27 protein-coding genes are annotated in these 13,811 nt (G+C 43.2%); all 27 read right to left on the reverse strand.

Annotated elements, in window-relative coordinates; all coding sequences use genetic code 11:
- Window positions 1–143: 143 nt before the first annotated feature.
- The 27 genes from RS881_RS42735 to RS881_RS61950 all read right to left on the reverse strand — a co-directional run bounded on the left by RS881_RS42735 (window position 144) and on the right by RS881_RS61950 (window position 13,711).
- Window positions 144–1,142 carry an aminoacetone oxidase family FAD-binding enzyme gene (locus RS881_RS42735; RefSeq protein WP_315816383.1) on the reverse strand — a complete coding sequence of 333 codons (999 nt, stop codon included), beginning with the start codon at window positions 1,140–1,142 and terminating at the stop codon, window positions 144–146.
- 55 nt (window positions 1,143–1,197) lie between these two features.
- Window positions 1,198–1,314 carry an FAD-binding protein gene (locus RS881_RS42740; protein WP_315816384.1) on the reverse strand — a complete coding sequence of 39 codons (117 nt, stop codon included), beginning with the start codon at window positions 1,312–1,314 and terminating at the stop codon, window positions 1,198–1,200.
- A gap of 107 nt (window positions 1,315–1,421) precedes the next feature.
- Window positions 1,422–1,604, reverse strand: a complete 183-nt coding sequence (locus tag RS881_RS42745) for a hypothetical protein (RefSeq protein WP_315816385.1) — start codon at window positions 1,602–1,604, stop codon at window positions 1,422–1,424.
- A complete protein-coding gene (locus tag RS881_RS42750) occupies window positions 1,594–1,752 on the reverse strand; it encodes a M24 family metallopeptidase (protein WP_315816386.1) in 159 nt (52 codons plus the stop codon). The genes RS881_RS42745 and RS881_RS42750 overlap by 11 nt, the downstream gene beginning before the upstream one ends.
- Window positions 1,752–2,237 (reverse strand): type I methionyl aminopeptidase, encoded by a 486-nt coding sequence (locus RS881_RS42755; protein ID WP_315816387.1) that lies wholly within the window; start codon window positions 2,235–2,237, stop codon window positions 1,752–1,754. The genes RS881_RS42750 and RS881_RS42755 overlap by 1 nt, the downstream gene beginning before the upstream one ends.
- An 81-nt stretch (window positions 2,238–2,318) precedes the next feature.
- A complete protein-coding gene (gene secY, locus RS881_RS42760; protein WP_315816388.1) occupies window positions 2,319–3,593 on the reverse strand; it encodes a preprotein translocase subunit SecY in 1,275 nt (424 codons plus the stop codon).
- Between the two features lie 244 nt (window positions 3,594–3,837).
- Window positions 3,838–4,233, reverse strand: a complete 396-nt coding sequence (gene rplO, locus RS881_RS42765; protein WP_315816389.1) for a 50S ribosomal protein L15 — start codon at window positions 4,231–4,233, stop codon at window positions 3,838–3,840.
- Window positions 4,234–4,417: 184 nt separating this feature from the next.
- Window positions 4,418–4,597, reverse strand: coding sequence for a 50S ribosomal protein L30 (gene rpmD / locus RS881_RS42770; protein WP_315816390.1), 180 nt, complete (start codon window positions 4,595–4,597; stop codon window positions 4,418–4,420).
- Between the two features lie 78 nt (window positions 4,598–4,675).
- Window positions 4,676–5,119, reverse strand: coding sequence for a 30S ribosomal protein S5 (gene rpsE / locus RS881_RS42775; RefSeq protein ID WP_425476313.1), 444 nt, complete (start codon window positions 5,117–5,119; stop codon window positions 4,676–4,678).
- 115 nt (window positions 5,120–5,234) lie between these two features.
- Entirely contained in the window at window positions 5,235–5,582 is a 348-nt protein-coding gene (rplR, locus tag RS881_RS42780; protein ID WP_315816391.1) for a 50S ribosomal protein L18, read from the reverse strand.
- A gap of 48 nt (window positions 5,583–5,630) precedes the next feature.
- Window positions 5,631–6,155, reverse strand: coding sequence for a 50S ribosomal protein L6 (rplF, locus tag RS881_RS42785; protein ID WP_315816392.1), 525 nt, complete (start codon window positions 6,153–6,155; stop codon window positions 5,631–5,633).
- 145 nt (window positions 6,156–6,300) lie between these two features.
- On the reverse strand, window positions 6,301–6,699 hold the full coding sequence (rpsH, locus tag RS881_RS42790) for a 30S ribosomal protein S8 (RefSeq protein WP_315816393.1): 399 nt from the start codon (window positions 6,697–6,699) through the stop codon (window positions 6,301–6,303).
- A 105-nt stretch (window positions 6,700–6,804) separates the two neighbouring features.
- Complete coding sequence (rpsN, locus tag RS881_RS42795) at window positions 6,805–7,128, reverse strand: 30S ribosomal protein S14 (RefSeq protein WP_425476314.1); 324 nt, start codon at window positions 7,126–7,128, stop codon at window positions 6,805–6,807.
- 45 nt (window positions 7,129–7,173) lie between these two features.
- The gene (gene rplE, locus RS881_RS42800) at window positions 7,174–7,737 is read right to left on the reverse strand and encodes a 50S ribosomal protein L5 (RefSeq protein WP_315816394.1); all 564 of its coding nucleotides are present in this window, start codon (window positions 7,735–7,737) and stop codon (window positions 7,174–7,176) included.
- Window positions 7,738–7,758: 21 nt separating this feature from the next.
- Window positions 7,759–8,100, reverse strand: a complete 342-nt coding sequence (gene rplX, locus RS881_RS42805) for a 50S ribosomal protein L24 (RefSeq protein ID WP_315816395.1) — start codon at window positions 8,098–8,100, stop codon at window positions 7,759–7,761.
- Window positions 8,101–8,232: 132 nt separating this feature from the next.
- On the reverse strand, window positions 8,233–8,601 hold the full coding sequence (rplN, locus tag RS881_RS42810; protein ID WP_119051017.1) for a 50S ribosomal protein L14: 369 nt from the start codon (window positions 8,599–8,601) through the stop codon (window positions 8,233–8,235).
- 103 nt (window positions 8,602–8,704) lie between these two features.
- Window positions 8,705–8,962 carry a 30S ribosomal protein S17 gene (gene rpsQ, locus RS881_RS42815; protein WP_119051018.1) on the reverse strand — a complete coding sequence of 86 codons (258 nt, stop codon included), beginning with the start codon at window positions 8,960–8,962 and terminating at the stop codon, window positions 8,705–8,707.
- Window positions 8,963–9,072: 110 nt separating this feature from the next.
- On the reverse strand, window positions 9,073–9,282 hold the full coding sequence (gene rpmC / locus RS881_RS42820; protein ID WP_315816396.1) for a 50S ribosomal protein L29: 210 nt from the start codon (window positions 9,280–9,282) through the stop codon (window positions 9,073–9,075).
- A gap of 110 nt (window positions 9,283–9,392) precedes the next feature.
- The gene (gene rplP, locus RS881_RS42825) at window positions 9,393–9,812 is read right to left on the reverse strand and encodes a 50S ribosomal protein L16 (protein ID WP_167290999.1); all 420 of its coding nucleotides are present in this window, start codon (window positions 9,810–9,812) and stop codon (window positions 9,393–9,395) included.
- Window positions 9,813–9,879: 67 nt separating this feature from the next.
- Window positions 9,880–10,641 carry a 30S ribosomal protein S3 gene (gene rpsC, locus RS881_RS42830; protein ID WP_425476315.1) on the reverse strand — a complete coding sequence of 254 codons (762 nt, stop codon included), beginning with the start codon at window positions 10,639–10,641 and terminating at the stop codon, window positions 9,880–9,882.
- 182 nt (window positions 10,642–10,823) lie between these two features.
- The gene (gene rplV, locus RS881_RS42835; RefSeq protein ID WP_315816397.1) at window positions 10,824–11,171 is read right to left on the reverse strand and encodes a 50S ribosomal protein L22; all 348 of its coding nucleotides are present in this window, start codon (window positions 11,169–11,171) and stop codon (window positions 10,824–10,826) included.
- 87 nt (window positions 11,172–11,258) lie between these two features.
- The gene (rpsS, locus tag RS881_RS42840) at window positions 11,259–11,531 is read right to left on the reverse strand and encodes a 30S ribosomal protein S19 (protein ID WP_315816398.1); all 273 of its coding nucleotides are present in this window, start codon (window positions 11,529–11,531) and stop codon (window positions 11,259–11,261) included.
- 44 nt (window positions 11,532–11,575) lie between these two features.
- Window positions 11,576–12,106 carry a 50S ribosomal protein L2 gene (rplB, locus tag RS881_RS61940; RefSeq protein WP_425476402.1) on the reverse strand — a complete coding sequence of 177 codons (531 nt, stop codon included), beginning with the start codon at window positions 12,104–12,106 and terminating at the stop codon, window positions 11,576–11,578.
- Window positions 12,079–12,294: a hypothetical protein gene (locus tag RS881_RS61945; RefSeq protein ID WP_425476316.1), complete on the reverse strand. Its 216-nt coding sequence runs from the start codon at window positions 12,292–12,294 to the stop codon at window positions 12,079–12,081. Before RS881_RS61945 ends, rplB begins: the two co-directional genes overlap by 28 nt.
- A gap of 251 nt (window positions 12,295–12,545) precedes the next feature.
- A complete protein-coding gene (gene rplW / locus RS881_RS42850; RefSeq protein WP_315816399.1) occupies window positions 12,546–12,800 on the reverse strand; it encodes a 50S ribosomal protein L23 in 255 nt (84 codons plus the stop codon).
- Between the two features lie 71 nt (window positions 12,801–12,871).
- Window positions 12,872–13,510, reverse strand: coding sequence for a 50S ribosomal protein L4 (gene rplD / locus RS881_RS42855; RefSeq protein ID WP_315816400.1), 639 nt, complete (start codon window positions 13,508–13,510; stop codon window positions 12,872–12,874).
- Window positions 13,511–13,573: 63 nt separating this feature from the next.
- Window positions 13,574–13,711, reverse strand: coding sequence for a hypothetical protein (locus RS881_RS61950; protein WP_425476317.1), 138 nt, complete (start codon window positions 13,709–13,711; stop codon window positions 13,574–13,576).
- Window positions 13,712–13,811: the final 100 nt, after the last annotated feature.

Genomic DNA, 13,811 nt, shown 5'->3' on the forward strand with positions numbered 1-13,811 from the left:
AGTATGTTCGTAAAATTCGAAGATGCTTTCGGACTTTCCAACTTCCGGTCTTTACTGACTTTCCCTTGCTATCGCAGTCGCTGCAATAAATCCGCTGGTCCAGGCGTGCTGAAAGTTAAATCCACCTGTAATACCATCCACGTCTACAATCTCGCCGGCAAAAATAGTTGGGGCACTAACTTACTCTGCATTGTATTGGCATCTATTTCTGAGAGCCGGATACCGCCTGCTGTTACAAACTCTTCTTTAAAAGTAGTTTTGCCACGCACTTCAAACTCCTGCGCACATAGCAGTTTAATGAGTTTATTTTGCTCTTTCCCCGGTAGATCAGCCCACCGGCTATCTATGCCAATACCTGCTTGCTCCAACATATAATCCCATAAACGTTGGGGTAATCCGAAAGAATTGCGATTACTGATCTTTTGCGTCGCCAATTCAAAACGCAGTGCCTGTATTCTCTCACGCAAATTGTTCTCATTGTAATCCGCCAGCCAGTTTATACTAATGATGAAATGATAATTCCCGGCCGCCAATTCCCGGGCTCCCCAGGCTGATAATCGAAGCACTACCGGACCACTCATTCCCCAATGAGTAATTAACAAAGGTCCGCTGGCGGAGAGCTTGCTACCTGCAATACGTACCTGCACTTCAGCTACCGATACGCCCATTAGCTGTGTAATGCTATTACCTGGCATGTTAAATGTAAAGAGAGAGGGTACCGGCGCTTCAATCGTATGCCCTAGCTGTTGCAACCAATCAAACATGGCTGTTTTTGGATACCCACCACAGGCGATACATACATAGTCAGCAGTCAGTTCCCGGTCACCAGATAACTCAATCGTAAATTTTTCCGCTCCCACTGACTGGCTACTACTTTCGGGTTCCTCGTTGTTTAATGTTGTATTCTTCCTCACACACTTGACTTCTGATGACATCCTCAATTCAATGCCATATTTGTTCACTTCCCGCATCAGGCAGTCAATAATCGTTTGCGAGGAGTCAGTATCCGGAAACATACGGCCATCAGGTTCTGTTTTTAATGTTACTCCCCGGTCTTTAAACCACTGAATGGTATCAGTAGTAAAGAATTGATGGAATGCCTTTTTCAGGAAGTTGGCTCCCCGGGGATACTTCCGTACCATACCACCTATGTCAAAGCAAGCATGCGTAACATTACAACGCCCTCCCCCGATACCTTTACTTTGGATAGTACTTTATTGCTTTTTCCAGGATGATCACTTCCAGATCGGGGTGCAAGCGTGCTGCATTTACAGCACAGAAAAAGCCGGCCGCTCCGCCTCCAATTACTACCAACCTTTTCTTTTATTGAGCATAATACCAGGTTAATTCTATACGGTAAAAGAAAACCCTCTGCGAAGAGGGTTATTATTAAACCTGTCGTTGTTATTACTTTACACTTTTTAGCCAACAAGAACAGGCTGATCTGTTATCAGATAAGCATTCGCCTTTTCAGCCGTTTCAATGATACCGTAATCAGATAAAATATCAGCCTGGTTCTTTTGCACACATACATCATGTTCAAAATGTACAGAAGGAGAATGATCTACAGTACGAACCGTCCAACCATCAGATTCAGTATACACTTCTTTTTTTCCCCATATTGATCATAGGCTCAATCGCCAGTACCGTCCCCTCTTTAAGTTTGGCACCAGAACCACGCTTTCCATAGTTAGGTACTTGAGGATCCTCATGCAGGCTTTTGCCTAAGCCATGCCCAACCAGTTCACGCACTACACCATAACCATATTTTTTTCTGTATGCTCCTGAATAGCAGCGCCAATATCACCAATACGGTTCCCTGCAGTTGCTTTTTCGATGCCTTTATACAATGACTCCTTGGTAACGCGAATAAGCTGCAAAACTTCGGGTTTTACATCTCCAATTGCAAAAGTATATGCATGGTCACCATGGAAACCGTTCTTTACGATACCAATGTCAACAGAAATAATATCACCATCCTTTAATTCAGCATTATTTGGAAAACCATGTACTACTACATCATTCACTGAAATGCAGGAATTATAAGGATAGCCATGAAAATTAAGGAACGAAGGTACTCCTCCATGATCATGGATCATTTCGCCAATGGTCTTATCCAATGACAAAGTGGTAATGCCTGGACGAAGTAGTTTAGCGATTTCAGCTAATGTAGCGCTCACCAATAGAGCGCTATGACGCATCAACTCTACTTCAGCCGGAGATTTAATATAAACCATGCTTGCTCAAATCTATTGTTTAAAAGAAAACCTGACAACTACTATAACAGCTGCCAGGTTCTAAAGTTGTATAATTAAATACTACAGGGATGCAGGTGATGCTGGTGAAACAGCCTGCCGGCCCTGAACGCGCCCACTCTTCATCAAACCATCATACTGACGCATTAATAATTGTGTTTCAATCTGTTGCAATGTATCCAGGATAACGCCCACCATGATCAGCAAGGAAGTTCCTCCAAAGAAAGAAGAGAAAGACTGCTGAACGTCAAGACGTTGTGCAAATCCGGGGAGAATACCCACTACAGCTAGTAATACAGCACCTGGTAGGGTGATCTTATCCATAATCGAACCAATATAATCGGCTGTTGGCTGACCTGGTTTCACACCGGGGATAAATCCGTTATTACGCTTCAGGTCATCAGCAATTTGCTTCGGATTGAAGATCAAGGCTGTGTACAGGAAGGTAAACCCAATCACCATTACAGCATAGATCAGCATGTACCAGAAATTACTGTGATCACCGAATATTTTAGCTAAACCGCGGGTTGAATCAAAATTAGACAACAAAGTAGGCAAGAACATGATCGCCTGTGCAAAGATGATGGGCATTACACCGGCACTATTCACTTTGATAGGTAAGAACTGACGGGCACCACCAAATTGACGATTACCAACGATCTGCTTCGCATATTGAACAGGTATTTTCCGTACCCCTTGGATCAGGATGATTAAACCCATGATGATAGCAACCAGTACCGCAATTTCAATAACAAAAAGCAGGATACCGCGGCCACTGCCACCAATAGCTTTAGCACTCCATTCCTGCATTAAAGATTGTGGAAGACGGGCCAGGATACCAACCATGATGATCACAGAGCTGCCATTACCCAATCCTTTATCCGTGATCTTTTCACCCAGCCACATCACAAATAATGTACCAGCAGAAAGGATTACAGTAGTTGAAAGCCAGAAGTAAGCTGAATAAGCTTCGATCATGGCATCCTTATTGGTTTGGTGAAGGTAGGCTACATAAGCACTGGCCTGCAGGATAGCTACAGCTACTGTAAGATAACGGGTATATTGGTTGATCTTTTTACGTCCGCTCTCTCCCTCTTTCTGCATTTTCTGGAATGGTGGGTAGAGAATGGTCATCAACTGCATGAAGATAGAAGCGGAAATATAAGGCATGATACCCAATGCCAGGATAGAAGCCTGTGAGAAGGCACCACCGGCAAAAGCATCAATGAGACCGAGGATACCACCACCTGATGTGGCAGTATTGATCCTGGTAGGGTCAATACCTGGAAGTACGATATGCGTACCGAGGCGATAAATGGCAATCAGGGTAATGGTCACCAGTATCTTGCTCTTCAGCTCCTCAATACTCCAGATGTTCTTCAGGGTTTGTATGAATTTTTCACGGAATCCAGAAATTTTTTATGATGGCCTCTGTTTTGAAAAACCACAAACAGGTTTGCTGAAAAGACCATTCAATCCTTATGGCAAACCTGCTGTACCGTTATATAAACCGGGTTAATTACTAATCTGCTTTTAACAAAAAAGACGCATTCCAAGATGCGTCTGTGCAAGTTACGTAAAATTACTTTACAATTTCTACTTCACCCCCAGCCGCTTCGATGGCAGCTTTGGCTTTGTCACTTATCGCATTTATTTTGAAAGTTATTTTGCTCTTCAACTCACCATTACCCAATACCTTAACCAGGTCAGTGCGGCTAATCAGTCCGTTGATATACAGGTTCTCCAGGGAGAATTCCTTCAAGTCATACTTTTCAACAAGATGATCTACCTGACCCAGGTTAAATACTTTATATTCAACCCTGTTTATATTAGTAAATCCACGTTTTGGCAAACGACGCTGGATTGGCATCTGACCACCTTCATGGGCGTTTTTCCGTTGGTAACCGGCACGGCTTTGACCACCTTTATTACCTTTGGTAGAAGTACCACCCTTACCGGATGCTTCACCACGACCCAATCTTTTTCTTTATGCGTTGCGCCTTCTGCAGGCTTAATCTGATGTAATTTCATGTTTTTTGATTTTTACTCAACGGGGAATCTCCCTCGCGTTTATTAATGTGAAAATTAGGGAATTTGAAGATTTGAAAATGCCTTTGCCAGTCAACCTAATTATTGAATTAGCAAATTCTCAAATTTTCAAATTAAGCTTGCTCAACTTTTACCAAGTGGGTTACTTTACGTACCATACCCAGTATTTGTGGAGTTGCTTCTACCTCTTTGGTAGCATTCAGCTTATTCAAGCCCAGTGCCTGAAGGGTTAACTTCTGACGCTCAGGACGGTCAATAGCACTTTTAACTAAAGTGATCTTAATCTTGCTCATGATTTAATCATTATGATCAGCTACTTGCCAGCCAACCGGATTCGCATGAATACAGCCAGCTGATAGGCAGACTGAAAGTTATCCGTTAAATACTTTCTTCAGGTTCAGTTTACGTTGCTTGGCAACAGTAACTGGTTCACGCAGCATAGCCAGCGCAGCAAAAGTAGCTTTCACTACGTTGTGTGGGTTGGCAGAACCAAGTGATTTAGCCAATACGTCGGTAACACCAGCACTTTCCAGTACTGCACGCATGCTACCTCCTGCAATCACACCGGTACCATGAGCGGCCGGTTTGATCAATACCTTAGCTGCACCTACTTTAGTCAACTGATCATGGGGAATAGTACCATGCATGATCGGAACTTTTATGAGGTTCTTCTTAGCATCTTCAATGCCTTTGGTAATTGCTTCCTGTACTTCTTTGGCCTTACCCAGACCATGTCCTACCACCCCATTTTCATTACCTACTACTACCAGGGCAGAAAAACTGAAGGCACGACCACCCTTGGTGGTTTTCACCACCGGTTGATGGCTACCACTTTCTCTTTCAGCTCAAGATCGCCGGCTTTAACTCTGTTTAAATTAACTTTTGCCATTATTTCGATTTGACGATTTTAATTGTAAATATTCTAAGGCATTAGAATTGCAAACCACCTTCACGTGCACCTTCTGCTAAACTCTTCACACGGCCATGGTACAGGTTACCACCACGATCAAAAACAATCACGCTGATGCCTAATTCAGTAGCCTTACGTGCAACGGCCAGACCTACCAGTTTGCTCTTTTCAATTCTGGTAATTTTCTGAGCAGCAATATCCTTATCCTTAGAAGAAGCCGCAGCCAACGTTGTTCCAGAAACATCATCAATCAGTTGTACATAGATCTCTGTATTGCTTCTGAAAACGGCCAGCCTGGGTTTTTGGCCTGTGCCGGATACTTTTACGGATCCGGTAGCGGATTTTCTGTCTTTTACTAATTTATTCATTGCTCTTTATTTTATAGCTCCCGATACTGCCGGGAGTTAATTTTCAAATTATTTACCAGCAGCCTTACCAGCTTTACGACGAATAACTTCACCAGCGTATTTAACACCTTTCCCTTTATACGGCTCTGGCTTACGGAGGCTACGTAATTTAGCAGCTACCTGACCAATCAATTGCTTATCTATACCTTCCAGGCTGATCTTAGGATTCTCCCCTTTTTCCTGAGAAGTAGCTACTTTCAGCTCCTTAGGTATTTCAAAAATGATATTGTGAGAGTAACCGAGTGACAGATCCAGCAAGTTACCTTGGTTGGAGGCTTTATAACCCACACCCACCAGCTCAAGATTACGCTTAAAACCTTCAGTTACACCTTTTACCAGGTTAGCTACCAAGGCACGATATAAACCATGCATCGCACGGTGGCGAATTTGGTCCGTAGGACGTGAAAAAGTAACGTTGTTATCTTTCACTTCTACAGTGATATCGCGGTCAATGGCTTGCTTCAGTTCACCTTTAGGGCCTTTTACAGTCAGTACATTATCCTTTCCTACTGTAGCAGTAACGCCACTGGGCAATACTACCGGTTGTTTACCTATACGAGACATAAAAATCAGTTTAACTTTTACTGTTTATTGTTTCCTGCTACCGACCGGTCAGCCTGGTATAGGCCAGGCTTAATGTATCAGTAACATGTATGAGCCAAATTGATGACTCCTACGATTAATAGATATAGCAAAGAACTTCACCACCTACATTCTGCACCTTAGCTTGCTTATCGGTCATCACTCCTTTAGAAGTGCTGAGGATAGCAACACCCAAACCATTCTTCACACGCTTGAATTCAGCGGGACTGGCATACTGACGCAAACCGGGGCGACTTACCCTTTCCAGTGACCTGATGGCGGGTTCTTTAGATTGAGCATCGTATTTCAAAGCGATCTTGATTACGCCTTGTTTGTTATCATCCTCAAATTTGTATTTCAGGATATAGCCTTGATCATACAGAATCTCTGTGATACGCTTTTTCAGGTTAGAAGCCGGAATCTCTACGATACGGTGACCTGCCAGTTGTGCATTACGAACTCTGGTCAGAAAATCTGCTATAGGATCTGTTACCATTTGTATAGAAGTTATGTATCAGTTCTAAATATTATTGAATCTAATCCACAGGATGTACTGCTACGGGACTGATAATTACCGTAACCCATATCCTGCAGCAGTTTATTACCAGGAAGCCTTACGAACGCCTGGAATCTTGCCATTCAGGGCCATCTCACGGAACGTAACACGGGAAAGTCCGAAATAACGCATATATCCCTTAGGACGACCAGTTAACTGGCAGCGATTTTTAAGACGAACCTTAGAAGAATTCTTCGGCATTTCATCCAATGCCTGCCACTCTCCGGCAGCTTTCAGAGCAGCACGCTTTTCAGCATACTGAGCTACCATACGTTCTCTTTTCCTTTGTCTGGCTTTTACTGACTCTTTTGCCATAATAATTACAAATTCAATTTTGAATATCGGGAGTTGAAAGCCGTACTTCCCCATCCCGGATTTGTATTTTGTACTTCGTTTTTAGTACTCTTTAAGTACTTAGTCTTTCTTACGGAAAGGCATACCCATTTCCTTCAACAGCTCATAAGCCTCTTCGTTGGTACCTGCCGTAGTAACGAAAGTGATATCAAGACCAGTGATCTTATTTACCTTATCAATATCGATCTCTGGGAAGATAATTTGTTCTGTAACGCCAAGGGTATAGTTACCACGACCGTCAAATGCCTTTTCATTCACACCCTTGAAGTCACGTACACGAGGTAAAGCAGTAGCGATCAGCCTGTCCAGGAACTCATACATTTTCACACCACGCAAAGTAACACGGGCGCCGATAGGCATGTTCTTACGGAGTTTGAAGTTAGAGATATCCTTCTTTGACATGGTGGTAACAGCTTTCTGACCAGTGATCTGTGTAAGCTCATCTACAGCTACATCCACCAGTTTCTTATCGCTTACAGCTCCGTTCACACCACGGTTCAGGCAGATCTTTTCCAGACGGGGAACCTGCATAATGCTGTCGTAATTAAAACGCTTCATCAGGGCAGGTACAACATCTTTCTTGTACTTATCTGCTAATCTCGGAGAATATTTTGTTGTGCTCATTGTTATAGAGTTTGTACTTTACTATATCGCTTCCTTTACCCCGCGGGCTTTTAGGCCTGTGGAGCAATGACCGGTTATTTTATAACTTCGCCGGATTTTTGGAAACACGTACCAGTTTACCATTTTCGCGGGTACGCTTTGCCTTGGTGCCTTCACCTTTTTAGCATCCCATAACATCACATTGGAAATGTGGATGGGTGCTTCCTTCTTCACAATACCACCTTTGGTATCGCGGGCAGAAGGCTTGGTGTGACGGGTAACGATGTTCACTCCTTCAATCAGCACCCTTTCTTTGTCTGGAAATATTTCCAGCACTTTGCGGGGCTTCTTAACATCTTTGTCGTCACCTGTGATCACCACCACGGTGTCACCTTTTTAATATGGAACTTTGGTTTAAATCTGTTGCTCATTTTCTTATACTTTATCTCTTAAAGAGAATTATTGACTAAGCTTTTTTGCCAGTGATGTGTGAGTTACTCACTATTCACCACTCACTTATAGTACTTCAGGCGCCAGTGAAATGATCTTCATGTAACCCTTATCACGCAGTTCACGTGCTACGGGCCCGAAAATACGAGTGCCACGTGGCTCATCAGAAGCGTTCAAAAGTACTACTGCATTGTCATCAAAACGGATATAAGATCCGTCCTTACGGCGCAGCTTGTTCTTGGTACGAACGATAACAGCCTTTACGACAGTACCTTTTTTAATACCACCGGCAGGAATAGCATCCTTTACGGTAACAACAATTTTATCGCCGATCTTTGCATAATCCTGGCCGCTATTACCCAGCACGCGGATACACAATACTTCTTTGGCACCACTATTATCAGCTACGTTTAATCTGCTTTCTTGCTGAATCATTTTGTTAAGCTTTGAGCTCTTAGCTTCGAGCTTCGAGCATTGAAACAATTATATTTGATACGTGGCTCGTAGCTCATAGCTCGTAGCTCACAGCTTCTTCTGATTACTTCGCTTTCTCTACCACTTCAACCAGTCTCCAACGCTTTGTTTTGCTCAGCGGACGGGTTTCCATGATCTTTACTACATCACCTATAGTGCACTCATTCTTTTCATCATGAGCATGGAACTTGGTGGTTTTCTTTACGAACTTACCATAGATCGGGTGTTTTACTTTTCTTTCTACCGCAACCGTAATGGTTTTAGCCATTTTGTTGCTGGTTACAACACCAGTTCTTGTTTTACGCAAATTTCTATCTAACATGTTATTTAGCTTTTTAGCTACCAGCTTTGAGCTTGAACTCTCGGCTTATAATTTAATTATCAACTTCTGTTTAATGCTCGTAGCTCACAGCTCGTAGCTTGCTGCTGTTTCTATACAGCTTGTTGTTTCTGCTTCAGCTCTGTTTTCAGACGAGCCAGGTCTTTGCGAAGACCACGGATACTCATAGGATTCTCCAAAGGAGAAATAGCATGAGCAAACTCCAGCTTCTTTAAGCGCAGCTCATCTTCCTGGATCCTGGCTTTCAAATCAGCCGCACTCAGATCCTTCAGGCTTTTTACAAAATCAGTTTTCTTAGACATTTTATTTAGCTTTTAGCTTTTAGCGGTTAACTAATACGTCATCCGCCAATGTTAATCTTATCTATCATTCATTGCTAACAGTTATTGCTTAACTGCTAACAACTAATAGTTTATGCTTGATAATCCCTGCGAACAATGAACTTGGTCTTGATCGGAAGCTTCTGGGCAGCCAATTCAAGAGCTTGTTTAGCTGTTGCTTCGCTTACACCATCGCATTCAAAAATGATACGACCTGGTTCAACTACAGCAGCCCAGAACTCGGGGTTACCTTTACCTTTACCCATCCGCACTTCCTGAGGCTTGCGGGTAACTGGCTTATCGGGGAAAATGCGTATCCATACATTACCTTCACGTTTCATGGAACGGGTCAGCGCCTGACGGGCAGCTTCGATCTGACGATTGGTCAACCATATTGGTTCCAGGGCTTTCAGACCGAAAGAACCAAAAGAAATGGTAGTACCACGTTTTGCTACTTCCCGGATGCGGCCTTTCTGCGCTTTCCTGTGTTTCGTTCTTTTAGGCTGTAACATCTATTAACAATTTGAAAATTTGATAATTTGAAGATCTCTTAATCAGCGGGTATCCCCCATTTGCTCATTAACCTCTTCTGTTGTTTCCACCGCGGAATCCACCGCCACCACCGCCTCTGCGGTCACCACCACCACCGCCGCCTCTGCGATCACCGCCGCCACCGCCTCTGCGGTCACCACCGCCTCTGCGATCATCCCTGCGGTCACCACCACGTTGGTCATCACCTTCTCTTCTATCTCTGCGGTCGCTTACATCACTCTTACCACCAACAAAATTGGGGTTCAAATCACGTTTGCCAAGGATCTCACCTTTACAGATCCATACCTTGATACCTATTTTACCATACACAGTCAATGCAAATACATTGGCATAATCAATATCCATACGCAGCGTATGCAAAGGTGTACGACCTTGTTTGATTTCTTCTGTACGGGCAATTTCAGCACCACCTAAACGACCACTAACCTTGATCTTGATACCTTCAGCACCCATACGGAGAGCAGAAGCAATCGCCATCTTGATAGCACGTTTGTAGTTGATACGGTTTTCAATCTGGCGGGCAATTGTATCACCCACGATCATGGCATCCAGTTCAGGACGGCGGATTTCAAGAATGTTGATCTGCACATCATCTTTACCAGTCAGCTTCTTCAACTCTTCTTTAATACGGTCTACTTCGCCACCACCTTTACCTATGATGATACCGGGCTTAGAGGTATGAATGGTAACGATCAGTTTATTCAGCGTACGCTCAATAACGATCTTAGAGATACCACCTTTATTGATACGGGCATTCAGGTAAGTCCTGATTTTGTTATCCTCGATCAACTTGGTAGAAAAATCTTTTTTTGTTACCATACCAGTTAGATTCCCAACCGCGGATGATCCCTAACCTGGCACCAATAGGATTTGTTTTCTGACCCATTTATTTGAATTTGAAAATTTGAGTATTTGAAAATTTGAAATTCACGCTGAACAAATCATCCGCACCTTTCAAATTTTACACTTGGTTAATTTGTTTTCGAATCAACAATGATCGTTACGTGATTGCTACGCTTACGTAAGCGATACGCTCTTCCTTGAGGAGCAGGCAACATCCTTTTCAGGGTACGTGCACCATCAACAAAGATTGTTTTTACCACCAGTGCAGCATCTGCAGCACTTTTTCCTTCATTCTTTTGCTCCCAATTGTTTATAGCGCTTTTCAACAGCTTAGACAAAGGAGTGGCGGAATGTTGCGGATGGTGTTCCAGCAAAGCCAGGGCTTTCTCCACTTCTACACCGCGGATCTCATCAGCCAGCAAACGCATTCTGCGGGGTGATGTGGGATAATTTCTGAGTTTAGCTACTGCTTCCATTTTTATTAATTTGGAGCCTGGAGCTTTGAGTATCGAGTTGCAGGTGTTTTATTCCTGGCTCCTTACCCGTGTCTCCTGACTGTTATCTTATGATACTTTTTTACTTGAGTGTCCTTTAAAGTTGCGCGTAGGTGCAAACTCCCCCAACTTATGGCCTACCATAAATTCAGTCACGTATACCGGGATGAATTTATTACCGTTATGCACGGCGAAGGTATGCCCCACAAAGTCTGGAGTAATGGTAGAACGACGGCTCCAGGTTTTGATAACACCTTTCTTCGCTTTGCCATCATTTACAGACAATACTTTTTGTTCCAGCTTCGCGGCTACATAAGGACCTTTTTTTATCGAACGAGCCATATATACTTAATTTGAAAATTTGAAGATTAAAATCAGCGTTTTGACTATTTAGCTAATTTTTTACCATTCTTACGTTGGATGATCAGCTTATCGCTTCCCTTGCCACGTGTACGTGTCTTCAGACCTTTAGCGTACTTACCAGTCCTTGAACGTGGGTGACCACCAGAAGCTCTACCTTCGCCACCACCCATCGGGTGATCTACAGGGTTCATCGCTACACCACGGGTACGGGGGCGAATACCTTTCCAACGGTTACGGCCGGCCTTACCTTTCATCTCCAGGTTATGATCACCATTGCTCACGATACCTACGGTAGCAAAGCAGTTGATCAATACCTTTCTCAACTCACCGGAAGGCATTTTCAAAATTGCGTAACGCTCTTCTTTGTTGGTCAATTGAGCAGAAGTTCCAGCACTGCGTACCAGCTTGCCACCTTGACCAGGTTGCATTTCAATATTGTGAATGTTGGTACCCAATGGCATGTTCTTCATTTGAAGAGCATTACCAATTTCAGGTGCTACAGCATCACCAGCTATTACGGTAGTACCTACCTGTAAGCCCTGGGGAGCCAGGATATATCTTTTTCACCATCTGCATAATTCAGCAAGGCGATAAAAGCGGTACGGTTTGGATCGTATTCAATTGTAACTACAGTAGCTTCAATATCTTTCTTGTTCCTCTTAAAATCAATGATACGGTACATTTTCTTGTGACCGCCACCAATATAGCGCATTGCGCGGCGCCCCCTGTACGTTACGACCACCAGTAGATTTTACTTTTTCTACCAGACTTTTCTCAGGAACATTCGTTGTCACTTCCTCATATGCATTACCAATTCTCCAGCGTGTTCCGGCCGTAATTGGTTTATACTTTTTCAGTGCCATGTTTTAATTCTTATTCTGTGTTAAAAATCGTTTTGTCAATCCTTTGCGGCGTTTGACGCGCCATTCTTATCAATCCTTATTCCGGATTAAATGTTAGCGTACAGATCGATGGTTTCACCTTCTGCTACGGTTACATATGCTTTTTGTAAGCTGGTTTCACACCTGAAATAAATCCGGCTTTAGTGAAACGGCTCTTTGCCTTACCTGGAACCACTACAGTATTTACATCAATTACGCTTACACTGTAAAATCCTTCTACTGCTTTTTTAATTTCCAGCTTATTGGCTTTGCGATTTACCCGGAAAGCATAAGTTCTGCTCTTATCAGAAAGCTTATTGCTTTTCTCAGTTACAATCGGCTTTATCAATACTTCTGCGAGTTTCATATAACTCTAATTTGATAATTTGAAAATTTGATAACCTGAAAATGCTTTTGGCATCTTCAAACCTGCATTATTTATGCAGTTACTTCTGCTTCGTCATCAATAAAGATCTTGGCAGCACTTTCAGTCAATACCAACACATTGGCATTAACGATATCATAAGTATTCATATCAGCGATCAGTGCAGCATTTACAGCAGGCACGTTACGCAGGCTCAGGTACAGATTCTCATTGTACTCGGGCAGAATAACCAGTGATTTCTTGTTCTCGATGTTCAACGCCTTCAGTGCACCAACAAAAGTCTTTGTTTTGGGTGTATCCAGGTTGATATCTTCTATGATTACGATCGCATTTTCCTTTGCCTTGTATGACAGGGCGCTGATCTTAGCCAGGTCTTTTACCTTACGGTTCAGCTTGAAATCATAACCGTGAGGCTTAGGTCCAAAAATAGTACCACCACCCTTAAATATAGGGGCACGCAGGTTACCTTTACGGGAACCACCGGTACCTTTTTGACGGTGCAGCTTCTTGCTGGAACCGTGCACTTCGGCACGAGTTTTCACTTTGTGAGTACCCTGACGCTGTGCAGCCAGAAATTGCTTAACAGCCAGGTAGATTACGTGATCATTTGGTTCAGCACCAAAGATCTCATCAGGCAACTCTACTGAGCGACCTGTTTTCTTACCGTTTATATTTAATACATCTACTTGCATCGTACGCTATTTTTCAGTTCAGAAAGATGATTGCTGGTTAAAGCCACCTGTTTCCTGAAGTTGTTATTTTTGAATTAATACAATTGATCCGTTATGACCAGGTACAGAACCGCTTACCAGGATGTAGTTCTTATCAGAGAAGATCTTCACTACTTTCAATCCTTTTACTTTCACACGGTCTTGCCCCATCCGGCCGGCCATACGCATACCTTTAAATACGCGGGAAGCATCAGATGAGTTACCAATAGAACCTGGAGCACGCTGACGATCATGTTGACCGTGAGATTGCTCGCCTACCCCA

The sequence above is a fragment of the Paraflavitalea speifideaquila genome (assembly GCF_032395985.1).
In the GTDB taxonomy this organism is placed as follows: domain Bacteria; phylum Bacteroidota; class Bacteroidia; order Chitinophagales; family Chitinophagaceae; genus Paraflavitalea; species Paraflavitalea speifideaquila.